At 36.0% G+C, this 22,847-nt stretch carries 34 protein-coding genes; 18 read left to right on the forward strand and 16 right to left on the reverse strand.

The window, feature by feature from the left end; genetic code table 11:
- The first annotated feature begins 8 nt into the window (after nt 1-8).
- The 4 genes from hflX (at nt 9) to glnA (ending at nt 4,457) form a co-directional block, all read left to right on the forward strand.
- Nucleotides 9-1,271: a GTPase HflX gene (gene hflX, locus R5H20_RS11160; RefSeq protein WP_006640473.1), complete on the forward strand. Its 1,263-nt coding sequence runs from the start codon at nt 9-11 to the stop codon at nt 1,269-1,271.
- Between the two features lie 19 nt (nt 1,272-1,290).
- Nucleotides 1,291-2,556: a methionine gamma-lyase family protein gene (locus tag R5H20_RS11165; RefSeq protein WP_006640472.1), complete on the forward strand. Its 1,266-nt coding sequence runs from the start codon at nt 1,291-1,293 to the stop codon at nt 2,554-2,556.
- A gap of 101 nt (nt 2,557-2,657) precedes the next feature.
- Nucleotides 2,658-3,065 carry a MerR family transcriptional regulator gene (locus R5H20_RS11170; RefSeq protein ID WP_006640471.1) on the forward strand — a complete coding sequence of 136 codons (408 nt, stop codon included), beginning with the start codon at nt 2,658-2,660 and terminating at the stop codon, nt 3,063-3,065.
- A 57-nt stretch (nt 3,066-3,122) separates the two neighbouring features.
- Entirely contained in the window at nt 3,123-4,457 is a 1,335-nt protein-coding gene (gene glnA, locus R5H20_RS11175; protein WP_006640470.1) for a type I glutamate--ammonia ligase, read from the forward strand.
- A 117-nt stretch (nt 4,458-4,574) separates the two neighbouring features.
- Here glnA and R5H20_RS11180 read toward each other — a convergent pair whose 3' ends face one another.
- From R5H20_RS11180 to R5H20_RS11190, 3 genes are all read right to left on the reverse strand, one after another.
- The gene (locus R5H20_RS11180) at nt 4,575-4,919 is read right to left on the reverse strand and encodes a tyrosine-type recombinase/integrase (protein WP_373870219.1); all 345 of its coding nucleotides are present in this window, start codon (nt 4,917-4,919) and stop codon (nt 4,575-4,577) included.
- A gap of 41 nt (nt 4,920-4,960) precedes the next feature.
- Nucleotides 4,961-5,224: a tyrosine-type recombinase/integrase gene (locus R5H20_RS11185; protein WP_255131670.1), complete on the reverse strand. Its 264-nt coding sequence runs from the start codon at nt 5,222-5,224 to the stop codon at nt 4,961-4,963.
- A 303-nt stretch (nt 5,225-5,527) separates the two neighbouring features.
- Entirely contained in the window at nt 5,528-5,908 is a 381-nt protein-coding gene (locus R5H20_RS11190; protein WP_006640469.1) for a UPF0715 family protein, read from the reverse strand.
- 66 nt (nt 5,909-5,974) lie between these two features.
- Here R5H20_RS11190 and R5H20_RS11195 point away from each other — a divergent pair, with 66 nt between their 5' ends.
- The 7 genes from R5H20_RS11195 (at nt 5,975) to R5H20_RS11225 (ending at nt 9,635) form a co-directional block, all read left to right on the forward strand.
- Nucleotides 5,975-6,220, forward strand: a complete 246-nt coding sequence (locus R5H20_RS11195; protein WP_006640468.1) for a hypothetical protein — start codon at nt 5,975-5,977, stop codon at nt 6,218-6,220.
- A gap of 501 nt (nt 6,221-6,721) precedes the next feature.
- Nucleotides 6,722-7,165 carry a GNAT family N-acetyltransferase gene (locus R5H20_RS11200; RefSeq protein WP_006640465.1) on the forward strand — a complete coding sequence of 148 codons (444 nt, stop codon included), beginning with the start codon at nt 6,722-6,724 and terminating at the stop codon, nt 7,163-7,165.
- Between the two features lie 44 nt (nt 7,166-7,209).
- A complete protein-coding gene (locus R5H20_RS11205; RefSeq protein WP_006640464.1) occupies nt 7,210-8,043 on the forward strand; it encodes a GNAT family N-acetyltransferase in 834 nt (277 codons plus the stop codon).
- A 202-nt stretch (nt 8,044-8,245) separates the two neighbouring features.
- Entirely contained in the window at nt 8,246-8,590 is a 345-nt protein-coding gene (locus R5H20_RS11210) for a PadR family transcriptional regulator (RefSeq protein ID WP_040348883.1), read from the forward strand.
- Nucleotides 8,583-8,882: a hypothetical protein gene (locus tag R5H20_RS11215; RefSeq protein ID WP_155011462.1), complete on the forward strand. Its 300-nt coding sequence runs from the start codon at nt 8,583-8,585 to the stop codon at nt 8,880-8,882. Before R5H20_RS11210 ends, R5H20_RS11215 begins: the two co-directional genes overlap by 8 nt.
- Nucleotides 8,816-9,340: an HAAS domain-containing protein gene (locus tag R5H20_RS23590; RefSeq protein WP_411802013.1), complete on the forward strand. Its 525-nt coding sequence runs from the start codon at nt 8,816-8,818 to the stop codon at nt 9,338-9,340. Before R5H20_RS11215 ends, R5H20_RS23590 begins: the two co-directional genes overlap by 67 nt.
- A gap of 85 nt (nt 9,341-9,425) precedes the next feature.
- Nucleotides 9,426-9,635: a DUF3600 domain-containing protein gene (locus tag R5H20_RS11225; RefSeq protein WP_006640461.1), complete on the forward strand. Its 210-nt coding sequence runs from the start codon at nt 9,426-9,428 to the stop codon at nt 9,633-9,635.
- Nucleotides 9,636-10,042: 407 nt separating this feature from the next.
- Here the strand turns inward: R5H20_RS11225 and R5H20_RS11230 are convergent, their stop codons facing one another.
- A complete protein-coding gene (locus tag R5H20_RS11230; protein ID WP_309521149.1) occupies nt 10,043-10,129 on the reverse strand; it encodes a putative holin-like toxin in 87 nt (28 codons plus the stop codon).
- A gap of 178 nt (nt 10,130-10,307) precedes the next feature.
- Nucleotides 10,308-10,598: a hypothetical protein gene (locus R5H20_RS11235; RefSeq protein ID WP_006640460.1), complete on the reverse strand. Its 291-nt coding sequence runs from the start codon at nt 10,596-10,598 to the stop codon at nt 10,308-10,310.
- 282 nt (nt 10,599-10,880) lie between these two features.
- Here R5H20_RS11235 and R5H20_RS11240 point away from each other — a divergent pair, with 282 nt between their 5' ends.
- The 3 genes from R5H20_RS11240 (at nt 10,881) to R5H20_RS11250 (ending at nt 13,279) form a co-directional block, all read left to right on the forward strand.
- Nucleotides 10,881-11,540, forward strand: coding sequence for a hypothetical protein (locus R5H20_RS11240; RefSeq protein WP_006640459.1), 660 nt, complete (start codon nt 10,881-10,883; stop codon nt 11,538-11,540).
- Nucleotides 11,541-12,605: 1,065 nt separating this feature from the next.
- A complete protein-coding gene (locus R5H20_RS11245; RefSeq protein WP_006640457.1) occupies nt 12,606-12,878 on the forward strand; it encodes a DUF3986 family protein in 273 nt (90 codons plus the stop codon).
- Between the two features lie 233 nt (nt 12,879-13,111).
- On the forward strand, nt 13,112-13,279 hold the full coding sequence (locus tag R5H20_RS11250) for a hypothetical protein (RefSeq protein WP_006640456.1): 168 nt from the start codon (nt 13,112-13,114) through the stop codon (nt 13,277-13,279).
- Between the two features lie 550 nt (nt 13,280-13,829).
- Here the strand turns inward: R5H20_RS11250 and R5H20_RS11255 are convergent.
- The 5 genes from R5H20_RS11255 to R5H20_RS11275 form a co-directional block, all read right to left on the reverse strand.
- Nucleotides 13,830-14,252: a hypothetical protein gene (locus R5H20_RS11255; RefSeq protein WP_006640454.1), complete on the reverse strand. Its 423-nt coding sequence runs from the start codon at nt 14,250-14,252 to the stop codon at nt 13,830-13,832.
- Nucleotides 14,253-14,635: 383 nt separating this feature from the next.
- Nucleotides 14,636-15,196 (reverse strand): YiiX/YebB-like N1pC/P60 family cysteine hydrolase, encoded by a 561-nt coding sequence (locus R5H20_RS11260; protein WP_006640453.1) that lies wholly within the window; start codon nt 15,194-15,196, stop codon nt 14,636-14,638.
- A 78-nt stretch (nt 15,197-15,274) separates the two neighbouring features.
- Nucleotides 15,275-15,598, reverse strand: coding sequence for a DUF3139 domain-containing protein (locus R5H20_RS11265; protein ID WP_006640452.1), 324 nt, complete (start codon nt 15,596-15,598; stop codon nt 15,275-15,277).
- Between the two features lie 194 nt (nt 15,599-15,792).
- Nucleotides 15,793-16,260: a hypothetical protein gene (locus tag R5H20_RS11270; protein ID WP_006640451.1), complete on the reverse strand. Its 468-nt coding sequence runs from the start codon at nt 16,258-16,260 to the stop codon at nt 15,793-15,795.
- On the reverse strand, nt 16,224-16,754 hold the full coding sequence (locus tag R5H20_RS11275; protein WP_006640450.1) for a hypothetical protein: 531 nt from the start codon (nt 16,752-16,754) through the stop codon (nt 16,224-16,226). The genes R5H20_RS11270 and R5H20_RS11275 overlap by 37 nt, the downstream gene beginning before the upstream one ends.
- An 86-nt stretch (nt 16,755-16,840) precedes the next feature.
- Here R5H20_RS11275 and R5H20_RS11280 point away from each other — a divergent pair, with 86 nt between their 5' ends.
- Together R5H20_RS11280 and R5H20_RS11285 are read left to right on the forward strand one after the other, a co-directional pair.
- Entirely contained in the window at nt 16,841-17,092 is a 252-nt protein-coding gene (locus tag R5H20_RS11280) for a hypothetical protein (RefSeq protein WP_006640449.1), read from the forward strand.
- Between the two features lie 53 nt (nt 17,093-17,145).
- The gene (locus tag R5H20_RS11285) at nt 17,146-17,442 is read left to right on the forward strand and encodes a hypothetical protein (protein ID WP_006640448.1); all 297 of its coding nucleotides are present in this window, start codon (nt 17,146-17,148) and stop codon (nt 17,440-17,442) included.
- A gap of 69 nt (nt 17,443-17,511) precedes the next feature.
- On the opposite strand, the gene R5H20_RS11290 is transcribed toward R5H20_RS11285, so the two are convergent.
- The 5 genes from R5H20_RS11290 to R5H20_RS11310 all read right to left on the reverse strand — a co-directional run bounded on the left by R5H20_RS11290 (nt 17,512) and on the right by R5H20_RS11310 (nt 19,834).
- A complete protein-coding gene (locus R5H20_RS11290; protein WP_006640447.1) occupies nt 17,512-17,688 on the reverse strand; it encodes a hypothetical protein in 177 nt (58 codons plus the stop codon).
- Nucleotides 17,689-17,791: 103 nt separating this feature from the next.
- On the reverse strand, nt 17,792-17,986 hold the full coding sequence (locus R5H20_RS11295; protein ID WP_006640446.1) for a hypothetical protein: 195 nt from the start codon (nt 17,984-17,986) through the stop codon (nt 17,792-17,794).
- On the reverse strand, nt 17,971-18,825 hold the full coding sequence (locus tag R5H20_RS11300) for a hypothetical protein (protein ID WP_326072251.1): 855 nt from the start codon (nt 18,823-18,825) through the stop codon (nt 17,971-17,973). The genes R5H20_RS11295 and R5H20_RS11300 overlap by 16 nt, the downstream gene beginning before the upstream one ends.
- Nucleotides 18,826-18,895: 70 nt before the next feature.
- On the reverse strand, nt 18,896-19,354 hold the full coding sequence (locus R5H20_RS11305; protein ID WP_006640444.1) for a hypothetical protein: 459 nt from the start codon (nt 19,352-19,354) through the stop codon (nt 18,896-18,898).
- 81 nt (nt 19,355-19,435) lie between these two features.
- Nucleotides 19,436-19,834, reverse strand: a complete 399-nt coding sequence (locus R5H20_RS11310) for a hypothetical protein (protein ID WP_006640443.1) — start codon at nt 19,832-19,834, stop codon at nt 19,436-19,438.
- A gap of 312 nt (nt 19,835-20,146) precedes the next feature.
- On the opposite strand from R5H20_RS11310, the gene R5H20_RS11315 reads away from it, so the two are divergent.
- Complete coding sequence (locus R5H20_RS11315; RefSeq protein WP_088272872.1) at nt 20,147-20,815, forward strand: 7-cyano-7-deazaguanine synthase; 669 nt, start codon at nt 20,147-20,149, stop codon at nt 20,813-20,815.
- A gap of 364 nt (nt 20,816-21,179) precedes the next feature.
- Nucleotides 21,180-21,605 carry an HIT domain-containing protein gene (locus R5H20_RS11320; RefSeq protein WP_006636963.1) on the forward strand — a complete coding sequence of 142 codons (426 nt, stop codon included), beginning with the start codon at nt 21,180-21,182 and terminating at the stop codon, nt 21,603-21,605.
- 689 nt (nt 21,606-22,294) lie between these two features.
- On the opposite strand, the gene R5H20_RS11325 is transcribed toward R5H20_RS11320, so the two are convergent.
- Nucleotides 22,295-22,732 (reverse strand): hypothetical protein, encoded by a 438-nt coding sequence (locus tag R5H20_RS11325; RefSeq protein ID WP_006636964.1) that lies wholly within the window; start codon nt 22,730-22,732, stop codon nt 22,295-22,297.
- Nucleotides 22,733-22,847: the final 115 nt, after the last annotated feature.

Consider the following 22,847-nt stretch of genomic DNA (forward strand, 5'->3'; position numbering starts at 1 on the left):
ATGATCATTTGAATGGACAGGATGTCATTAAAGAAAAGGCCATATTAGTCGGATGCCAGCTTCCGCATGTCTCTGACGAGCGCTTCGTCTATTCGATGGAAGAACTCGCCGCCTTGACGAAAACGGCTGATGGGACGGTCGTCTCCACCGTTACGCAAAAGCGGAATCGCGCGGACGCTGCTACATATATCGGAAAAGGGAAAGTGGATGAACTGGCGGGGCTCTGTGAAGAGCTGTCGCCTGACGTCATTATTTTTAATGATGAATTATCGCCAAGCCAGCTCAAGACGCTTGTCACTTATCTTGACGTGAAAATCATCGACCGGACGCAATTGATCCTCGACATTTTTGCGAAACGGGCGAGAACGAGAGAAGGAAAGCTGCAGATCGAGCTTGCACAGCTGCAATATGCGCTCCCGCGGTTGAGCGGACAGGGGATCAACCTGTCAAGGCAGGGAGGCGGAATCGGAACGAGGGGGCCGGGGGAAACAAAGCTTGAAACCGACCGGCGCCATATCAGAAACCGGATTCACGAAATCAATGTTCAGCTGTCAACAGTGATCCGCCACAGAAGCAGGTACAGAGAAAGAAGGAAGAAAAACGGCGTCTTGCAAATCGCGCTTGTCGGCTATACAAATGCGGGAAAATCCACATGGTTCAACCTTCTGACCGACGCGGACAGCCTCGAGGAAAACCTGCTGTTCGCCACACTTGATCCGATGACCCGAAAAATGACGCTTCCCAGCGGCTACAGCGTGCTACTATCGGACACGGTCGGCTTTATTCAGGATCTGCCGACAACGTTAATCGCCGCGTTTCGCTCAACATTGGAGGAAGTAAAAGAAGCCGATTTGATTCTTCATATGATCGATTCTTCACACGAAGATTATGAAGGTCACGAGGCTACGGTCAAGCGTCTTCTGAAGGAGCTTGAAGCAGACGATATCCCTGTACTCACGATTTACAACAAAAGGGATCAAAAAAGGCCGGATTTCATCCCTTCATCAGGGAGAGACCATATTATGCTGAGCGCCAAAATCGCCGGCGACCTCCCGCTATGCAAGCAGGCTGTTGAAGCCTATCTCAAAAAAGAGCTGCTCACTCCGTACACGGCGCAGATTCCCGCCTCAGAAGGCAGGCTCCTATCAAAAGTGAAATCGGAAACCATGACAGAGAGCACCACTTTTGATGAAGAACAGGAAGTATACGAGGTGGAAGGATACGTTATGCCTGAACAAAACATTTTAGGAGAGCTTAAGAAGTATACGTAAGAAAGGACACTTGCAAAACATGTTTGAGACATTAAAGCACGGAAATTTATTGAAAAAAACAGCAATCGAAACCGAAAAAGAAATCGCGGCCGTTCATAAAACGATCGACGAAATCGCTGAACGGAACGAATGGAGGGTGCTGGAAAGCTACCGAAAGCATAAAGTGTCAGACACTCATTTTACACCTTCGACAGGCTATGGCTATGATGATATCGGCAGGGACACGCTTGAAGCCGTCTACGCAGACGTTTTCGGCGGTGAAGCGGGACTTGTCAGACCGCAGATCATCTCGGGAACCCATGCGATATCGATCGCCTTATTCGGTGTTCTCCGTCCGGGGGACGAGCTTCTTTATATCACCGGAAAACCGTATGATACACTTGAAGAAATCGTCGGGGTCAGAGGCGAGGAACATTCGGGGTCGCTGAAGGATTTCAACATCGGCTACAGCCACATTGACTTGACGGAAAACGGAACCGTCGATTTTGACCGGGTTGCATCTGCCATAACGCCCCGGACAAAAGTAATCGGAATACAGCGCTCAAAGGGCTATGCAAACCGGCCTTCTTTTACGATTGACGAGATTGAAGAAATGATTCGGTTCGTAAAAGGCATAAATGAAAGCATTATCGTCTTTGTCGACAACTGCTACGGCGAATTTGTGGAAGAGCGCGAGCCTTGCCACGTCGGAGCCGATCTCATGGCAGGCTCGCTCATTAAAAATCCCGGCGGCGGGCTGGCTAAAACGGGAGGCTATATTGTCGGGAGAGAAAAATGGGTGACAGCCTGCTCATACCGGATGACATCCCCCGGAATCGGCAGAGAAGCCGGGGCATCGCTCTATTCGCTGCAAGAGATGTATCAAGGCTTCTTCCTCGCGCCGCACGTTGTGTCCCAGGCGTTGAAAGGCGCCGTTTTTACCGCCCGCTTCCTTGAAAAACTGGGCTTTCGTTCAAACCCTTCATGGGATGCGAAACGTACCGACTTGATCCAGTCGGTTGAATTTACCGGGCCTGAACAAATGATCGCCTTCTGTCAGGCGATTCAATACGCTTCACCGGTCAACGCCCATGTCACGCCGTATCCGAGCTATATGCCGGGATATGAAGACGATGTCATTATGGCTGCCGGCACTTTTATTCAAGGGGCGAGCATTGAATTATCGGCTGATGGCCCTATAAGGCCGCCATATGTCGCATACGTGCAAGGCGGATTAACCTACGCCCACGTCAAAAACGCGATCTGCAGCGCTGTTAATGCATTAATGGAAAAGCAATTAGTATAAAAAAATAATCAACGAAATTGATGTTAAGAATCCTAACATCGTATTGACACATTTTATAACATCACATATAATGAATTTATTAAGAAAAGGAGGAAATTGAGATGAGTGATAAAATTCGCCGCTCAATGCCCTTATTTCCAATAGGAATCGTCATGCAGCTGACCGAATTATCGGCAAGGCAAATTCGCTATTATGAGGAAAATGGACTGGTATTTCCCGCGAGAAGCGAGGGGAACAGGCGTTTATTCTCATTTCAGGATGTAGATAAGCTGCTTGAGATTAAAGATTTGATCGAACAAGGTGTAAACATGGCGGGAATCAAACAAATTTTCGCCAAATCAGAAAACGGACAAAAAACAGAGAAGCAAGACCAGCCAAAAAAAGCGGAGAAGCACAATTTGTCTGATGAAGAATTGAGACAGCTGTTGAAAAACGAGCTCATTCAAGCAGGCCGTTTCCAAAGAGGGACGACATTCCGCCAGGGAGACATGTCCAGGTTTTTTCATTAATGAGTTAGCAACTGCATTGCTATATACATTTACCTTTTTAGAGGAGGAGTTTTACGAATGGCAAAGTACACAAGAGACGACATTGTTAAACTAGTAAACGAGGAGAATGTCAAATACATTCGCCTGCAGTTTACAGACATTCTTGGGACGATTAAAAACGTTGAAATTCCTGTAAGCCAGCTGGAAAAAGCACTTGATAATAAAGTCATGTTTGACGGCTCATCAATTGAAGGCTTCGTCCGCATTGAAGAATCAGATATGTACTTATATCCTGACTTAGATACTTTTGTGATTTTCCCTTGGACAGCTGAAAAAGGTAAAGTTGCCCGTTTCATCTGCGACATCTACAACCCGGACGGCACACCGTTTGAAGGTGATCCGCGCAACAACTTAAAACGCATTTTAAAAGAAATGGAAGACATGGGCTTCTCAGATTTCAACCTCGGACCAGAGCCGGAATTCTTCCTGTTCAAGCTTGATGAAAAAGGCGAGCCGACACTTGAACTGAACGATAAAGGCGGCTACTTTGACCTGGCTCCGACAGACCTCGGCGAAAACTGCCGTCGCGACATCGTTCTTGAGCTTGAAGAAATGGGCTTTGAAATCGAAGCGTCCCACCACGAAGTCGCTCCTGGACAGCATGAAATCGACTTTAAATACGCTGGTGCCATTCGTGCTTGCGACGACATCCAAACATTTAAACTCGTCGTCAAAACGATCGCGCGCAAACACGGCCTGCACGCGACATTCATGCCAAAACCATTGTTCGGCGTAAACGGCTCAGGCATGCACTGCAATCTATCACTCTTCAAAAACGGCGCCAACGCCTTCTTTAACAAAGACGCCGATCTTCAGCTGAGTGAAACGGCGAAGCAATTTATCGCAGGCATCGTGAAACACGCAACAAGCTTTACAGCCGTAACCAACCCGACGGTAAACTCTTACAAACGTCTAGTTCCAGGCTATGAAGCGCCTTGCTATGTAGCATGGAGCGCACAAAACAGAAGCCCGTTAATCCGCATCCCGGCTTCCCGCGGCGTCAGCACCCGCGTAGAAGTTAGAAGCGTTGACCCTTCTGCAAACCCGTACCTTGCACTAAGCGTTCTGCTTGCAGCAGGCCTTGACGGCATCAAAAACAAACTGGAAGCACCGGCTCCGATCGACCGCAACATCTACGTCATGACAAAAGAAGAGCGCCTCGAAAACGGAATCGTCGACCTTCCGGCAACACTTGCTGACGCTCTCGAAGAATTCAAATCAAACGAAGTCATGGTCAAAGCCCTCGGCGACCATCTATTCGAACACTTCGTCGAAGCAAAAGAAATCGAATGGGATATGTTCCGCACGCAAGTCCACCCTTGGGAGCGCGAGCAGTATATGTCTCAGTATTAAGTTGAGAAACGTTGATTTAACGGGATTTTAGAAAAATAATTTGGTGGTCAAATCGAATGGCGACACCTAAATTGATAGGGTTGACCACTTTTTGACCACCAAAATTCATAAAAAAATTTAAGTCATGATTGACTTTAAATAACTCTCATAACTGTCCACTGATGTGTTTTCGAGTTTCTCCGAAATGTGAGAATAAACATCAGACGTGATAGTTATATTTTTATGTCCAAGCCTTTCTTGAATAAACTTCATACTTGCACCTGATTCTAATAAAAGAACAACATGTGAATGCCGTAATCCATGAACAGGTATTCTCTCCAAACCTGCCTTGTCTAAAATTCGATTCAATGCATTGAAGAGGGTAGATTTAGGTAAAGGCTCTCCTTTTTCTCTACAGAAAACCAAGTCAAGATCTTCATAAATCTCATTAAATACTATTTTATTATCATTAATCCACTTCATATGTGACGACAATTCTTTAGCAAAACTTTCGGTTATTTTGATTATTCGTTCTGAATGATAGGTTTTGTATTTCCGAACAAATCTCCATCTGGCTCTCTTTGAAAATCAAGTGATTTATTAATGGTAATAGTTCTGTTTTTAAGGTCAATATCTTTTCTTTGTAGTGCTGCGGCTTCGCCTTCTCGCATCCCAGTTTCAATTAGTGTTTTAAAGAAGATATAATAGATATAATTATCCTGTCTTGCGATACGTAAGAATTTAGGTATATCTTCTGATTTGATGTATTCTAAGTTATTCTTTTTCAATTTGCGTCTGTTCTTTTTCCTTTTGAAGGTTTTTTTCTTTTATAATTCCCGATAAAATCCTCATTTTATTAATACACGTTCAATGAAATGTTTTAATTAGGCTTGAAGGTAAAGTTAAGCTGTTGGAATTCCGAAAAAAAATGCCTACTAATTAAGGAGAAAGTAGGCATCAATTGAAATCAAAATGGAAAAAATGTATTTTTCTGTTGAAATATCCATGAATTATGTTACATTTATTCTTAGTTATACCAAAAACACGTAAAGGAGTGACTGAAAAATGAATATAAAATGAAAAGGGAGGGATCATTGGCCAGTATTTTTCTTCTGTGCACATATCGAATCCCATAACCAATATACAATACCGGAAACCACACCATACCAATAAATTTCCGTTCTTGTATGTAAAGGTGGTTGGAACGGCTTACTCATTAAATAAAAAATCAAAAAATTTGCTGCTAATGACATGAGCAAATAGACAAGAAAATAAACAGGCGAGAATTTTTTTGGTTTTTTATTCAGAAAGTACTGTAAAGGAACCGCAAATATCAATAGAGGGATGAAAAAATAAACGGCAAATGCAATAATCAAAAATGTCATTGAAAAAAGTCCCACATTATAATATTGAATAAAACCCAAGGTGAGACTTGAGAACAAAAGCGTCGCAGCTAAGTTTCTTTTTTTCATGGTACCCCCTCCTTTTTTGGAAAATATGTAACAAATTACATTATAACTGAAGTTGGAGGATTTAAATTGAGAAAATTTATTCATTTTTTTATTTGCATATCCGTAGCAGCTCTTATTGTGTTAATTTCAGATAATGTTGCTGCTGCTGAGTCACCTGTAAATATTAAATCTAGCAACAAATCTGTTATGTTAGATATACAAGAAGACGGTGATTATTATAAGGTTTTTAAAGACGATCAATTATTATACGGCCGAGAAAATATTGGTTGTTGGATTTATGGAGGCACATGTTCCAGCAAGGTGGTTTTCTAATGATTTTGAATACGATTAAGGGGAATACCTATTTATATACAGGTGGTATAGATAGTACTAACTATTTCTTTACCGATAGAGAATCAGAATGGCTAGTGATTATCATATCCTTCCCACGTCATCCCAAAACAGAAATTTATAAAAGCGGTGAAATCGATTGGTGCAAAAATCATTTCGATAACAGAAGGAGAAGTATCTCCTATTGCTTCTGAAGCTGATGTAATGCTTAAAGTAACCCCTCCTGAAACGATATATGTAGGGGGGGATGATTACCATTTTTTCTATTTTAGAAATATTGGTAAATGGTTTGATGATCTTCGACGTAGAAAATGTATCAAAAAGATTAGAGGATTTTGATAAGATGAGCAGTCAATTCTATTCTTTTATTGAAGATGAAAAGGATTGAGATGCTTTTCTGAAAATTTGTTTTTGTGGATATCGCAATGATATCAAGTCTATGTAATTTCGTACTGAATACTTATAGAAAATAGGTGAGAATTTATGGGGGAATTGTTTCTTGATAAGGATATAAGTATGGCTGATGATTTTAATGATGAGGATTATGACACTGTTGCTAACAGTTTATATGCATATAACGTAGAAGCAACGAAAGGATTACTAACAAAACCAGAGTCAGATATTCATTTGTTTTTAAAAGATAAATCAGGGAATGTCGTAGGTGGAATCTGTTGTGAAACGTATTCTTATTGTTTATATATTGATATGTTTTGGATAGCAGAAAAATATAGAAACAAAGGTTATGGAGGGCTGTTAATTAACGAGGCAGAGCGTATTGGAAAAAAAGTCGGATGTACATTTGCACATACATCGACCTTTAGTTATCAATCTCCTCATTTTTATAAGAACATGGGGTATGAGGTTTTTGGGATAATTGAAGACTATCCAGAAGATATACAGCAGTATTTTCTCAAGAAAAGACTATAGAAATTAAATAGTAACAATATATTATATTTAAAAGGAGTATTTTTATGATTTATAAATTAGATAAAAGGGACTACTACAAAATAAAAAGGTTGCTACAAACTCCTGACCAAAAGAATGATCTAACATTAAATTCAATAATTAATGGTATGAATAGAGGAACAATTTATGTAGACAATCTGCAAGCACCAAAAACAGCACTGATAGATGTAACAGGAATAATTAGTATTTTTATTGGAGATGCGACAAATAAACAGTTTATTGATTATTTACGTGATTTTCTCGATAATCAATTAAAAATTGATACTTATGAATCGTGTGGCGGAACTTGGTTTATTACAGTCTTAAAAGATAAAACATGGGAACGAACATTAAAGAATATTATCGCAGATAAAGAGTATGAACTGGATTATGAGTTGTATTATCAATTCAATCCTAAAACCTTCGCTTCTTTAAAAGAGAAGTATAAATCTTTACCAGAGGATTATCTCATAAAAAAAATTGACACTGATGTCATTAAGAACGATCCAGATGGAATTCTCTCTGAAGTATTAGGAGAGGTTTGGTATTCAATTGAAGATTTTCATACTCATGGACTTGGATATTGTGTCATTAAGGATAATAGAGTAATAAGTGCATGTTTTTCTTGTTGTGTGCACGGAAATAAACATGAAATTAGTGTTGAGACATATGATGAGGAGCATATGAATAAAGGACTAGCTACATTAGTATGTACTGCATATTTAGAGCATTGTATAAAAAATGGTTTAAAGCCCCAATGGTCAACGATGGAAACCAACCTTGAATCTAAACGTTTAGCAAAAAAATTGGGCTTTGAATTTGAGTCAAAACTAAAAACATTGGAGTTTGAATGGCGGTAATTATCGGGATTTCTTGATAAAGAAGTTATTTAATATGTCTTCATTGTTACACTGATCCAAATAAAGGAGATAAATTACCTTGTATTACATGACTAACAATGCTATACTAATTGCATATCATGTAATACAAGGCTTATTATCAATCATAACCCTTGTATTGCAAGATATTGAAAGGAGTGAAAAGGATTTGTCAACAACACAGATGCTAAAAGGGATTCTTGATGGCTGTTTGCTGGCGATTATCAAGAATAAAGAAGTATATGGTTACGAACTGGCCGAAAAACTTGAAAGCTATGGTTTTCACTCTTTCAGCGAGGGTACGATTTATCCATTGTTGATGCGGATGCAAAAAGAAGAATTAGTTACTTCAACATTGAAAAAATCAACGGCAGGACCAAGAAGGAAATATTACTCGCTTACACCAAAGGGCGAGGAAGAATTGAAAATGTTCATGGAGCGTTGGAACTATTTACAAACCAATGTAAACAGGGTATTACACCATGAATCAGATACAAAACATGCAAAAGGAGATGAGACGGTTGAATAATGAACTAAAACTTTCTGATAAAAGTAAATTATTTTTGGAAAATTTACGCCTATACTTATTTTCCAGTGGAAAAAATTTGGATGAAATCGAAGAAATTGTGGAGGAATTGGAAGTCCATTTAACAGAAGCGGAAAAAAGTGGAAAGCCCATTGAAAAAATTATCGGAAAATCACCGAAGGAATATATGGAGATGGTTTCTAATGAAATGGTCATTGACTATCGAACATGGATCAAATACATTTGCCTAATTTTTTTGGATCATTTTCTTTTACGATTTTCACGGATTTATTGAAAGGGAACCTTTCCTATTCTGTCTTGGAAATTGTCGGACATATTATGATCGGTGTAATTTTTATTGCTTCCATTTTTACGGGATTTAAATATATTTCCACAACGAATCAATCTATCAAGAAACAAGGATTAATATTAATGACTATTGTGATACTACCAATTGTTTTATTTGTCGGTTTGATCTACTTAAATAGAGCCATCGATACTCCTATCATTCACTTTGGCAATACGGCAAGCATGATTATCGGCGTTATTACAGCATTATTTATAATTGGAATGTCCTTTTGGGCAAAAACATGGACTCTAATCATTATAGTAGCATTGTTAACTCTTCCCGATTACTTACTAAACTTAACACCATTGAAACATGAAATACAACTAATCACAAGCACATGGATTACCTTTGGCGGAATTGCCATTTATCTATGGATATCGTATAAACTAGAAAAAAATAAGTGAAGACTGTCTCCAAATAAGTATATGAAGAAGTATATGGTTCTGTTTTTTTCATATTTACTAAGGCAATGAAAGTGAGGCTATAGGGATGAAACAGAACTTAAAAGAAGTTTTAGATACTCAAGAATTTAATCACTTTATCTCATTACTTAAAGACATAGCACCTTATCAATTAAAAATTGATAAAGCAAATGGTTGTATCGAAATACTAAAAAAAGAAGAAAGACAAATATTTCAGCAACTTAAAAAAGAGCTAAAACCTTATTATGATAAGTTAGATAAGGCCTGGTTTCCTTAGATTATTTGAATCTCTCATAAAGCCAAATACCTATACGTTAGGAATTTGGCTTTTTTGTGTCGAAATTCGCTTATCGTCCGAAATTCGCGTTTTGTTGTTGCTACCACGTATTTGACAATATGTACTGCCATGAATATAATAAATGGTGAAACAACATAATAATGTTGAAAAATTTATATTAGTGAAATGCATTACACCTAATATTAACAAACTAAGAAAACTGCTTTCATTAAGCAAAAGTATTGCAATGACTCATCAACTCAGAAAAAAATGCATAAAATAAAAAAGACCCGACTACGCCCAACAGTCGAGTCAATGTACAAAAAGCAGCCCACTAAGGGGCTTGCTCAGAAAAGGCGTTTTTAAAATAGACCTATCCCTTTAAGTTTTCCAGGCTCAAGGGAGGTCTATTTTTCTTTCTTTGACAACACGGCAATTAACATGCCGAAAGCAATCATTAAAGGGGTTGTTTCGAATGTTGTCATCAGCATCATCCCCTTTCATAGGGGATGAGCAAGACTTCCCTTGAGTGAGCCGAAACTTTGTACAGCATCTAGTATACCATTTAACTGGGTTTTCGGGAAAATTTTATTACCTAGAGGTAAAATTTAGATTAAGTCAAAATGTTATCTCTACGTAATAAACTAAGAGAGGGGAGAAATCCCCTCTGAGTTACATTTGTTTTAAAAAATCTCTGAGAACCTGCAACAAAATCGTGGCATCCTCTTTGTTCATATCCATGATCTGTTCAGTCGCTATTCCATCGTTAACTTCAAATTTCAAGATAGGCTCCATTAATGTAGTAGCTGATGTTTGAGCTGCATTACTTTCAGTATTCGAATTATCAGGAAAAAGAGTAGTATCATCTGAAACCACAGGGGGAATAACAAGACGAAGCGTTATAGACTTATCCTCACCAGTGTCAATTTTCACCTCTGAAAACTTAGTTCCCAATACCATCATTTAAAATGACAGTATTCTTTTCACCATTATCAAATCGGAGAGGTAAACTTTACTTACCTCAGCTTGTGTATCTTGAGCAGAAGGGAAGGGTGTCGGTTTAACCGATAGTGGACTTTTCAACTTAATACTGTCATTTAAAATGGCGGTATTCTTTTCATCTTCATCTACAGAAATAGTCAACAGGAATCAATAAGCAATTTTACAAAATCTTTACACGGAATTTCCCTCTACTATGATATTATTTTTTTAGTCACAAATAATAGGTAGTGAGGGGGAATTTTTATGTTGGCAAAGAAACTCTTATTTTTAGCTATGCTACTTGTCTTAACTTTGGGTTTCACATTTAATAACACAACTCATGCTACTTCAAAGGTTTCAAAAGAAGATTATTCAAGTCAAACTGAAGAAGAAAAACAAGCGTATAAAGAAAAATTGACAAACTTAACTCAGGAAGAAATAGTTTCAAATTTTGAAAGAATCAATCGAGAATACAATTTAGGGGAGGAATTTTCATTAAAAGACCAAGCTTTTGTTGAGATGTATGCAACTCCAGTCAATCCTGAAGGTGTAAATATTCTTGCTACAAAATACATTTCCGGCTCTAAAACATCCAATGGTGTTACAGTAAAAGTTAACGGGAACATTAAAGATGATATTCAAAATTTGATAAATCAAAGTTTTGGCGCTTCTAACCTAAAGACTAGAACAACAGCAGGTGCTAGTAAAGTAACTTCTGTAAAAACTGTAGTTTATCACAATGCCTATGGATTAGTAGGAAGTGGAGGTGTTGGTAAAGTATACTCAGGGTCAATTTCCACTTCTGGAAAAAACACCACTCTATCTGCGACTAAGAGATACACCGCGGTTGTAGCTTATGCTTCAACATGGTGTACTGTTACTGTCAATCATAAAGGTGGTACTTTCACAATAAACCCAAATTAGTACTTATAAAAGGAGAATCCATAACATGCTAAGTAGTATTGGAATTCCAGGAAGTATCATCACCATCTTAGGTTTGATTGGGTTAATCTTTTTATTCAGAAAAATATTTTTTAAGAGAAACTCTCAAAAAAATTAAAGAAGCTCCATTTTTCGAGACCAAATGGTAGTATTTAAACACCGATTCTGGTTGCCTTTGAAGGTAAACAACGAAAAATCCCTTTAGGCAATGTTTTTAAGGGAACGTTTCTAACGCCTCAATAAAACGCTGCCTAAACAATTTCTCTCCTTTCAAGATCATCAAAATCCTCACCGCATTGGCTTATGAGAGTCGATTCAGCGATAAACCATTCCTCAAGAACGTCCTCAAATATTTCTAATACTTCACTTTTATTCATGGGTTTTTCACTAACTCTCTGGTATATTATTCTTGTTCATGAAAAAAGGAGGGGACTATTCAATGTTTGATAAAATTCCTGAACTTTATTCCAAATACGCAATATACACGATTATTATTCTTATAATCTGTAATCTCATTGCATGGGGAGATCCTCGAATTCTCACACATTTTTTCAATGCCATCATAAAATTTCTTCCATCATCTGTTGTCAATTATTTTCATGAAAGAAACATAAACACGCTTGATACACTTTACATTTTCACGATCATTTCATCCATTTCTGGGGTTGGCTTCATCTGGAATTTTCTATTTCATAAGTGGTACATTAAATATACTTCCAAGAAATATGAAATTTTAGATGAAAACTTTAGATATCCGAAATTTCACATGGATTCGATTTATACATTTATGTCTGAGCTAACAATACTTTTTTTCTTAATCTTTTTGTTGTTTTTTCAAACAGGATTTGCTTCGACTGAAACAATTATTAACTTCATATGGAATAATGCCGGTTTCACTCTAGTTTTAAGCGGTATCGGAATTATCCATACATTTTTCGTCTGTGTTCTTCTGATCATGAGCGGATTAGGATCAATTAAAGGGAAAAATTAAACAACACTAGTACCATTGCCGCCCATCATATAATTTTCAAAAGGGAGGGTTTCCTAATGAATTATGATGAAATGCAACATCTACATATTAGTTACAATAAAAAGGGATTAGATCTTGAAGCAGTAGGATTAAAGCGACAAGATGTTGATGTTTGGGACGTTTATTTTAACTTTCAGGATCATACAATGGATGAGCCGCCTTTGAGGTTTTCAAAAATCGATCCATTCGGTTGCAAGATATTTTCAATAACAAGTAAAGATTTAAGTGAAGACGAGGCTAGTCAATACTTCGAACTTTGGATTAAACATGAGTTAAATAAAGCTCTCTAATTTAAAGCTCCCTCACTGAAAAAGCGAGGGCGCTTTATAGTACGTTGAGAAAGAATAAACGCAGCCCAATTTTCCTTCCTTAGCAATATGTATCTTGAGCAGAATGGAATACCGTCGGTTCCGACAGTGGAGACTTTTCTTCTTCATAGCTGCCGTCATTTTAACCGACATCAGCTTTTTCATTTACAATATTTGTGCTAATTGATACCTATTCTAGAAAAGAGGTGAACGAAATGGCTAATCAAGTTTTGCAAGCAATCCATGTAATGCAAAAAGAAATGAGGGAAGGATTCAAAAGCGTAAATGAGCGTTTAGATTCAATCGATAAGACATTAACACACATAGAGGAGCAATTAAATAATTTGGATGGATACATGAAAAAAGGGAACGTAGGCGGCTAATTAATGATTTAATAAATTAAGTGAAAATTAAAAGGGTATGATATTTCATGAGAATTCTTTGGACTTTTTTGGGGTTTGCTCTGATTGGAATAATAATGAATACTATTAAAGAAAATTTTTCGTTTACTGTAACAACAATTGTTTTAATGTTTTTTGTGGCTGCTTGTTTGATTTTTGACCTAGTTAAACGTAAGAGAAAAGCAGAGTGAAAAAAAATATGAGTTTATATGGTGGATTACAACACTCCTTATGGTTCTAGTGATGACTTTTAATACTTTCTTTTTAAAAATTGACCCTTTGTATAATATCATCGTTGTATTGATTCACATTTTGTTCATGGGGATTGTTAAGAGCAGGCTAGTTAAAGCAGATTAAGCAGGCTGCCTGGCCTGCTTTTGTCGTTCCATCTCGGCGGACTCTTTTTCTGGTGTCCGCAATAGGTTTTCACCCGCAACCTCAAAATAAAAAGACACCCAATTGAGATGCCTTTTCTTTCTTCATATCAGCTTAAAATGTTACTTATCTGATTTAACCTGTTCAATCAAGTCCTTTAAGTATGTGCTGTATCTGATATTTTCTTATCCTTTCTGATAGCCCTATACAAGATATAACACACTGTTAAGGCAGCAATACCATACAATATACAACTAATATAATTTTCCTCAGAAATTTTTGTAAGATTCACTTTAAATAAGATTTGTAAATTAACAAGAGCTGTACCAATAAAAACCGCGCCAATAGTCCATAATTTAGTATGATCAAACTTTCGCTGAATTCTAGACAATCTTGCAATAGCTGCTGATAAGTCTGTTGCTGATAAGGATTTCAAAATTTCAATTTTCTTTTGGTGAACCTCATGGTTATAAGTCACCTCTTCAGGAAATTCTCTTTTAATAAATTTTATGAGTTCTGGAGTTTTTAGCCTAATTAAACTCTCTTCTAAATATTTTTTATAATATTCATCAGCACTCATTGTACATTCACCTCAAGATGATTATCGTACATAAATGGAAAATTTTAAAGAGGAGGGAAAACCTCCCTAAATTGTGGTACGATTAGAATGATCACCAAACGAGGAGAGATTGTTATGAAAAAAAGACCCAATAACAGACCAACGGAAATTAGACCAGATATTAGACCGACTGAGAATGCAATGAACACACCAAAACACGAACAAAATTCAGCCGATAAACCATCACTAATATTAAATCCGCCGAAAATAAAGAAGAATTAAATATCACTGTTTTGGCTTTCTTGAAGAGTTTCTAGGTATTGTTCATGGGCTTTCAGGGCATCTTCTGTATTATAATATGAAAAAAAGACATCCATTAGGATGCCTTTTATTTGTTTGTAAGATTATTTAATTCTTGTGAAGCCACTCATAACAATCATAGTCATAGGTTGAAGAACCCAATTTGACGTTGGAGGATATTCTATCAACTCACCTTGTTGTCCCAGTGCTTTTAACTTAACCCCTCCACTATAGTAAAAAGCCTGATACACAAATTTGGAACAATAAAGATCCTTCCAGTCTCTTAAGGCAGAACCAGATATAATTTTATAATTATATTTTGCTCCAACATTATAACTTGCCCATGCGGCTGCCCCAGCTCTGATGCTAGCATTGTTATACCTTTGTACATAATATCCTGTAGATTGTTTTTTAAGCCACGAGCTTAATGAAGAGCTTTTAACAGTACTTCTGCCTTTATACACCTCTATAGCTGATTTCCCATCTTGCCCAACGATTGCAACATGACCTACAAAATAATTGTCTATAGAGAGGTCGGAAATTAAAACATCTCCGGCTTTAGCTGCTTTACCATTACTATAGTTAACAGCATGAGCAAATTGCGTTTGAGTAAATATACACCCAAACAAAAGCAACAAAGTTAATGTTTTGCGAACGACTTTCATATTTTATCCTCCTTTTATTGTGTTATTTTACATAATTAAACACAAAGGAGGATAATCCTTCATTTTTTATCATTTTTTTCAATTTAATTTCGGTTCTTTAGCCTTGCTTATATCTTCCTTGCCGTCGTAGGTGATCTTACCCTTATAAGACTTATAAAAATAATGAACGTTCGGATTGTCTTTGTAAATTACTCGAACCAAGATCCCGTAGTCACCACCCTTTGAACGTATGCCTTTTATCTCTTTGATATCTTCTTTTTTCTTATTTTCCTTGTTTAAAAGATAGCTCTCAGTTTTATCCGCAATTTTTTCAGCTTGGACATTATAAAAATAATTAACCGAAAAAATTGCTGCAACAACCAAACCAGCTACAATAAGAAAAGACAGTGCAATTTTTTTCAATCTCAATCACCGATCCTTTAAAAATTAGGTTTCGTGGTAAATGCTTACCCTAATGGGATTTTGTGATTAGCCCTCTCTATTCTAACAAAAATGTTAACTATATTCAAATTGAGTTGACATATTCGGGTCAAAACTTTGACTGACATTCTTACGAAAATTACAGGCTATTTGCAACTAAATAAAAAAGACACCCATTAGGATGTCTTCTCCATTTCAGACTTCACCTGTTCAAGTAAACTTCTGTATTGAGCTGCTCTTGCTCGATATGTCCTTCCAAAATCAATATTCACACTAAACACATAAAGGGTCACCAAAGAAAAAATAAATCCAAATGTGACTGAAAAAAAAGTAAGCTTTCCATACGCAAAGTACTGTATAAGTTGTGGTACGAAGAAGGTGGTTACCGTTGCTAGACCTGGTATAATCTTTGAATTATCAGTGTATTCTTCGATATCCTTCATTCTTGCAATAGACAGAATTACAGTGTCCAGATCTAAGCCCCTTATACGCTGCAGTTCAGCTTTCTTATCTTTAGATGACCAATAGCCAAAGCAGTCACTTATATAGAAAGTTAATTCTTTGTTTGTCCACTTAAGTAAGACTTCCTCTAAATTTTTTGCTTCTTTTATATAAAAATTATTCTTTTTCCAAAAAGGCCACACATTTGAGATCTTTGTTTTAATTTGATTATTAGATCTTGTTTTAGAAGAGGGGGCTTCTTTTCATTCCCTTTGTCCGCCTTTGCTTGTTCCAGCAGTGTTTTAAAATAGGAAGCAGTAATCATATTCCCTTTATCTAATCCGATAGCAATCAAAAGCAATGAAACTGCAAACACCGTAAATGTGAAGTAAACTCCACTTCCAAGAGGTTGTTTGTTGTCAACGAATACAACTTTGAATACACCAAATAATAAGGTCAATATCACAACAAAAAGCGCAGCAAATTTTGAATGATCAAAGCTTGTTCCAATTCTGACCATCCGAGCTATGCCAGAGGAGAGATCATTATCACTTAACTTTTTAAGAGCTTCATACTTCCTCTCTTGTTCAGAATGAGGTTGTCCTTTAGCAGGAAACTCTTTTCGAATGAATTTGGTTAATTTTCTTAATGTTGCTGTTGCAAGCTGATGCTTTACGATTTCACTAAATTCCACCATTTTCACCTCGATCCTATTATCGGGCAAATGTGGAAATTTTTAAAGCATTTTGTGCTATAATTTACATAAAGGGGGAGAAATTTATTATGATGCAAAAATTAAAAAAATACATAGCAGCATTAATTACAGTGGAAGGTCGAGTTTTATTTACCATGTTTCTGTTGTTTAATGGTTTAGCAGGTTCGATATTTAAACAAGCTGCTGCAGTTGATTATGCTGGAGCTTCAATATTAGGAATTTTAGCCGTATGGAGCTTTGTTATCCCACTAATACTTTTAGGTATCATTATTTCTAGGGGCTGCAAAAACATAATTGAAAGAGAAGAGCCTACATTTTAAATTGAACTTTTAGCTGTGCTTAAAAGCCGATAACATTTATTGGAGGCCAAACATTGATTAACTTTGATTCGAAAAAATTCAAGAAAATTCTTGATAGCATTTCAAACCCACCAAACCCAAAGGACACAAGGATAAGAAATTATTACTCGAATCAAGAGTATGCAAGCTTTAATATTGACTTTGAAAATGTAGATATCGCCTTGCGTATTGCTGGACTGTTAGGAAAACATGCTACGAACTTTACCATAACCACTTGTCATTTCCCTGACACAAACAAAATTGATTATATTCAATTTATGATTTTTAAAATTAATGACCCGGAACTTTTAGCTATACTAGATCAAATATAAAATAAAACCCCCACTGAATGGTGGGGATTTTGAATTAGAACAAGGAAACATGTATGTAGGTTTACTATCTCAAACAAAACTGAATATGGCATACAATGCGACTTCAGCTACAAGCAGATAAATCATATACCTGCCATATTTGAACACATCATCATCGTCAGCACTTTTTTGGCTCTTGAATGTCCAAGCAAATAAACCCAGCACAGTTAATGCCACAATAACCTTAATAACAGTTAAAAAAGTCATTTTTGTCAGTCACCTCAAGAATTTTAACTCATATGTTTCTACCCCAATTGTTTTTGATGGGAAGGGAAGAGGCATGTTTATTTGTTTAAGTTCCCACACATCCTTATTCATCATTTTCGCTTAACATCTTCAATGTGGTTCCATATTGATTGTTAATTGCTGCGGATCCTTTTCGAATTAATTCTTTTTTTCGTGCTCTTCTCGCCTCAATTCTTCTGTTATTACGTCGTACTTTTTCAAGGAACCTTTCAGCATCTTTTCCTGTTACAATGGGTTTTTCTCTCATTTCTGCATCCATATAATTGTCTCCTTTACGAAGAGTATATCAGAAAACTTCCCACAATAAGTAAGGATTTTAACTGTGAGATAGATAATTTTAGAGAGAAAAGATGAATTGATTAAATTTAGATTTACGATTAAGGACTTAACCCAATGATTTTCAGATTTCTCTAAGTAATTCATGATTTTTTCGTCTGTAATGTCAGTTCCAAGCAAGAACAGAATGGTGTAATAGATGTTCCCTGAATTAACACCAGTAATCCAATTTACAAACTTCTCACAGATCGTTTCAATGTCCTCGTTATTAAGGTTCAGTGTCTGCAAAAATTGATAATTCATTTTCAAAATGCCTTTATCTTTTTTAGGACTATGCCATTTTAAATTGTTCTTTTCGCAATTATGTTCATAAACTTCAATAGAAGGAAAGCTGTCCCAAAGTTTAAATTGGCTTTCGGTAAGGATTACATCGATGTCTCTTAAGTCAACAATTTTTGGTTTCCCATTTATGTCCTTATATGAAGTTCTTATTCTGTAATTGCCGTTATTGACTTTTTCACAAAACTCATGAATGGGGAAGGTGTTGAGCATTCCTTTGATGAAGTTCTGTCTGATGCACCATTGCGCGGGTACATAATCTAAACCCAATTCATCTGCCCATTTCCTCGCCATTTCATAGCTGATCAAACCTTGGCCGTCAAAACGGTTAAATGATTCAACAATATCTTTAATTTCGATAATGTCATCGTCTTCATAATCTGTTTCAGTCACAAAGTTTACTTTAACGTTAGTTTCGCTATAATAATCAGGGACTAAGCAAAACCGGGGAGCGCTAACCACTTGAGTGGCGCTGCCAGCCAATCCCTTATAAGCATTAAACTTAGAAGGGACTAGGGCTTTGTTTAAATTTCTTCCGTTATCCAGGATTTCATTAAGTCTTTTCGATGTCTCTTCTTCGATAAATACAACGGTTGATACTCTTTGCTTGACCTGCAGAAGAAGAGAAGCGGACAAACCGTTTATTATTTAAGATCAATCCATTTTTATGTAAGTCTCTATAATGGCTATTGTGATCCATTTTGATCGTTATGTATTCTGGCACGAAAAGCATCTCATTGATTTCTGACTGAATTTCTTTTAATCTTTTGGAGATTTCTTGAGAATGCTCTTGTTTTTGTAAATGCTCTTTCTCTTTGTGAAGAGTCTCAAGGTAAGTATAGTCGATGATTTCGTTCTTAATGTCTCTTATTGATCTTAAAATTTGATTATCAAATAAGGCAATTACCTCGTTGTATTCCTGTGCTTCTTGAAAGGAAAGAGTAATGTTGTATCCAAATTCCTTTAGGCGCGAAGAATTAAATTTATATGTATAAAATTGTTTATTGTCCAATAGGCAATCCTCCTTTTATTTAATTCATCTTTTTAATTTGTTTTTAATAATTCGATTTCAGTTATGTATGATCCCATCTGATCAAGCAGGTGATGGAAGATCCTCATTACTCATATTGGATGGACAAGATATAAACGACATATCTTCAATCCAGGGGTTTCTCTTGATGATCGATTTAATGTGTTTCACTTTCTCTTCAGACGAAAGACAAATGTCATTACTAATTTCGTCTTCAATCAATCTTTTTAATTTGTTTAATAATTTTTTTGAAATAGTATCGTTTTCATAGGTAACAGGTTCTTTTCTAATAAACATATATTCTTCTTCACTTAATCTCTTATTTCTGCTATGACCAACATAAGCTGCTTCCCCAATGTTGAGATCACGGTTTAATGCTTCTCGTTTTATGTATGTATGACCATTTTCTTTGATTTGAATATCTTTTGTTAATGTATATCCTTCTGTATTATGTAGTAACATGCTTCTCCTCCAAAATTTTCGATTTATTTTTCACTGAATCACACTCCTATTGAATATTCTTTAGGACGTTTAACACTAATCAACTGATCCCAATTACATATCAAACTCCCTGTTCACTTTTATATATATCTAAAATATCCTTTTAATTTGTTTGTATCTAATATTTTTTTAATACCATAACCTTTCAGGGTTGAACATAACACGTCCAAAAATGGGCAATATTAATTGTATTTTCAATAATTTCAAAAAATATATTGATCCCAATAAGGGTTGTGGTTACAATATAAGAAAAATTGGAAGAGGTGATTTTTAATGGAAAAAGCGTTACTAATGTTATCAGGAGGACCAGATTCTTCAACTTTGGCTTACTGGATTAAACATCAGGGATATGAACTGCACACATTAACGTTCAATTTTGGAGAAGAAGAGGGGGAGGCAGAAAAGAGAACCGCTAATTTCATTGCGAAAGATATTAGTAAGTCTCATAAATTCATTAGTTTTGAAAGCGTTTTACGAGAATTCTATATGGAAGACGATCCAATTCATATTCTTCGTATAGCCCATCTGCCATCTCCTATTAAAGCATTTGGAGCAGGAATTGCTATTTCTTTAGCTGCTTCTTATGCAGCAGAGAATGACATTCATCATTTATTTTACGCGGTTCACAAGGATGATACGATTTTTAGAGAAAACAATTATGAATTTTTCAATTTACTTTCAAAAGCTATTTCAATTGAATTGGGTCGCGAATTTAAAATTCACACACCATTTCTTGATAAGACAAAAGCTGAGGTTTTAAAAACTGGATTCGATCTTGGTGTACCACTTGAAGAAACTTGGAGTTGCGCTTCTAATAGCACTATTCATTGTGGTTGGTGTGATCCATGTAAAAATAGGCAAAAGGCTTTCAAAGACAATGGAATGACTGACAATACGCTATATGGAAATGTAAATAGCAAAAATTCAAGTGTAAATGTGTAGTTGAACACATAAAAAGCCTAGGTTTTCTTACAAAAAGAAAACGTAGGCTTGTTTTTAACTGTTTAGAGGTGGGATAGATAAATGTTGGCTATTTCTTAAATGTTTCTTTTAATGTTAATCCAGGTGAATTAGTAAGTTTGTTGTTAGCTGTAATGTCATTGCCTTTTAACACAGACTTTTTCTCCGATATTGTACCTTTATATTCTATATCCTCACTTTTAAAAAGAAGTGTAGTCGGAAATACTATACATCTGACAGAATACTTGTTATTTTTAACTACTTCAATTTTTGTGTTTTGTAATGGAATTTTATTTTTTATTATGTGCGAAAACAATGTCAGAAAGAGGGGAACACTTAACAAAGTATGAGTGAAATGGATAAATGTATATTTTGTGATATAGTTAGACAAAAAATTTCTTGTTTTGAGATATACAAAAATGACTTTGTAACAGCATTTCTTGATATAAATCCTATTTCATATGGTCATACATTAATTATCCCTAATAATCATATTGAAAGATTAGATCACTTAAACGACCCTTCACTTTCAAAGGCTTTAATGAATTCTCTTATAAATGTTCCTCAAATATTAATTAACTCAGGTGTTTGTGAAGATTACACTATATTGTCGGATAATGGGCATTTTGCTCAACAAGATATTAAACATCTGCATTTTCATGTAATCCCAAGGCACGTGAATGAAAAGTTGGAATTTAAATTAGATACCGACTATACAGCAGCTAATAAGAACAACTTACTTTCGTTATGGAAAAATATTGTAGGGAGATGATCAGAAATGATTATCTCTTTTTGTTTCCCCATATTATATTGAAACCGAAAAAATGAAGTTATCGTTATGAGATGATAGAAGTAAATAAAAGGCTATAGCGCCAAGGGATTTATGCGTTATTTATTTAGGGAAGAGGGGAGCTGAATCGTAAAACCCCTGATGTAGAAGGAAATGAGAATGATTAGATTGAGAAGGGGAGTGTACTAGAGAAAGGCAATGGGGTGAAAGGATTTTACGATAGCGATTACGATTGAATTTTGGCTGAAATCGAAAAAATAATCATGGTGTGGAAATGGAAGTGCTAGGGGCGAATATACCCCCATTTGACGCAATTTGGATGTTAACCCCCCCTCTATAACCTAATATATGGAATCCATTTGCGGTTATAAGGGTTGTTATAACTGGATTTATTGAACCATTATTCAGAAATAAGAGAGAACATATTATAATGAAAAGTCAATAGGTTGAGTAAATATATTTCGAAAAAATTTTATTGATGTTCACAATAACCCTGAAACATTTCTTTTTTATTTATAATCGTGAGAATAACAGCAAGCCGCGAGTCGAAGACTTATTTTTTATTTAACACACTTGTGCTATATTATTAATCATCTCATTACATCAACACACATGTATTATATTCCTCACATGAAAAAGAGACCAGTTATTAAACTGATCCCCACTATTCTTTATTCTACAGTAAGCCATTGTGATTTAGCTCTATATAAAATATCTCCATCAGACGATTTTTTCATCTCTAAATAAACAATAGCATCTGTTTTCTCTTGTTGATGAATAATATTAATAGATTTCAAAGGAGTATTAGAAGTAAATGAACCTGTTGGCACGTTTGATCCTATCGAAACTGAATCTGATCCCTTCCAGGACAAAAACATATTATAATAAATAGTACCACAGTTACCATTCTGTTCAGCCTTCACATCAACTGTACTAGCCTTAGATGAGTAGTTCAAGGCATCAGTATAGACACGCACTTTACAGCCTTGTTTAAACCCGTCAAAGCTCTGCCAATCTGACCAAGCCGCAGAAGCATTCTGAGGTGAGAACCCTAAAAGAATTGCCATGGTGACACCGAATAAAACACACAGCCTTAAAACCTTTTTCATCTTTAAACTCTCCTCCTTTTAGATGGAATTTTATATAAATAATTCCATCTAATGAAATCATAGCCTAGCATCTCTCTTTATTCAATGTGTCAATAGATTGGTATTTTATGTATAT

The organism is Bacillus sp. KICET-3, assembly GCF_033261025.1.
Classification (GTDB): Bacteria; Bacillota; Bacilli; order Bacillales; family Bacillaceae; genus Bacillus; species Bacillus sonorensis.

Bases quoted from the DNA above. Each gene is read 5' to 3' on its own strand.
- R5H20_RS11165 (WP_006640472.1), top strand. From the start codon at position 1,291: ATGTTTGAGACATTAAAGCACGGAAATTTATTGAAAAAAACAGCAATC.
- R5H20_RS11170 (WP_006640471.1), top strand. From the start codon at position 2,658: ATGAGTGATAAAATTCGCCGCTCAATGCCCTTATTTCCAATAGGAATC.
- glnA (WP_006640470.1), top strand. From the start codon at position 3,123: ATGGCAAAGTACACAAGAGACGACATTGTTAAACTAGTAAACGAGGAG.
- R5H20_RS11180 (WP_373870219.1), bottom strand. From the start codon at position 4,919: ATGAAGTGGATTAATGATAATAAAATAGTATTTAATGAGATTTATGAA.
- R5H20_RS11190 (WP_006640469.1), bottom strand. From the start codon at position 5,908: ATGAAAAAAAGAAACTTAGCTGCGACGCTTTTGTTCTCAAGTCTCACC.
- R5H20_RS11200 (WP_006640465.1), top strand. From the start codon at position 6,722: ATGGGGGAATTGTTTCTTGATAAGGATATAAGTATGGCTGATGATTTT.
- R5H20_RS11205 (WP_006640464.1), top strand. From the start codon at position 7,210: ATGATTTATAAATTAGATAAAAGGGACTACTACAAAATAAAAAGGTTG.
- R5H20_RS11210 (WP_040348883.1), top strand. From the start codon at position 8,246: ATGCTAAAAGGGATTCTTGATGGCTGTTTGCTGGCGATTATCAAGAAT.
- R5H20_RS23590 (WP_411802013.1), top strand. From the start codon at position 8,816: ATGGATCAAATACATTTGCCTAATTTTTTTGGATCATTTTCTTTTACG.
- R5H20_RS11225 (WP_006640461.1), top strand. From the start codon at position 9,426: ATGAAACAGAACTTAAAAGAAGTTTTAGATACTCAAGAATTTAATCAC.
- R5H20_RS11230 (WP_309521149.1), bottom strand. From the start codon at position 10,129: ATGATGCTGATGACAACATTCGAAACAACCCCTTTAATGATTGCTTTC.
- R5H20_RS11235 (WP_006640460.1), bottom strand. From the start codon at position 10,598: ATGATGGTATTGGGAACTAAGTTTTCAGAGGTGAAAATTGACACTGGT.
- R5H20_RS11240 (WP_006640459.1), top strand. From the start codon at position 10,881: ATGTTGGCAAAGAAACTCTTATTTTTAGCTATGCTACTTGTCTTAACT.
- R5H20_RS11245 (WP_006640457.1), top strand. From the start codon at position 12,606: ATGAATTATGATGAAATGCAACATCTACATATTAGTTACAATAAAAAG.
- R5H20_RS11250 (WP_006640456.1), top strand. From the start codon at position 13,112: ATGGCTAATCAAGTTTTGCAAGCAATCCATGTAATGCAAAAAGAAATG.
- R5H20_RS11255 (WP_006640454.1), bottom strand. From the start codon at position 14,252: ATGAGTGCTGATGAATATTATAAAAAATATTTAGAAGAGAGTTTAATT.
- R5H20_RS11260 (WP_006640453.1), bottom strand. From the start codon at position 15,196: ATGAAAGTCGTTCGCAAAACATTAACTTTGTTGCTTTTGTTTGGGTGT.
- R5H20_RS11275 (WP_006640450.1), bottom strand. From the start codon at position 16,754: ATGGTGGAATTTAGTGAAATCGTAAAGCATCAGCTTGCAACAGCAACA.
- R5H20_RS11280 (WP_006640449.1), top strand. From the start codon at position 16,841: ATGATGCAAAAATTAAAAAAATACATAGCAGCATTAATTACAGTGGAA.
- R5H20_RS11290 (WP_006640447.1), bottom strand. From the start codon at position 17,688: ATGACTTTTTTAACTGTTATTAAGGTTATTGTGGCATTAACTGTGCTG.
- R5H20_RS11295 (WP_006640446.1), bottom strand. From the start codon at position 17,986: ATGGATGCAGAAATGAGAGAAAAACCCATTGTAACAGGAAAAGATGCT.
- R5H20_RS11310 (WP_006640443.1), bottom strand. From the start codon at position 19,834: ATGTTACTACATAATACAGAAGGATATACATTAACAAAAGATATTCAA.
- R5H20_RS11315 (WP_088272872.1), top strand. From the start codon at position 20,147: ATGGAAAAAGCGTTACTAATGTTATCAGGAGGACCAGATTCTTCAACT.
- R5H20_RS11320 (WP_006636963.1), top strand. From the start codon at position 21,180: ATGAGTGAAATGGATAAATGTATATTTTGTGATATAGTTAGACAAAAA.
- R5H20_RS11325 (WP_006636964.1), bottom strand. From the start codon at position 22,732: ATGAAAAAGGTTTTAAGGCTGTGTGTTTTATTCGGTGTCACCATGGCA.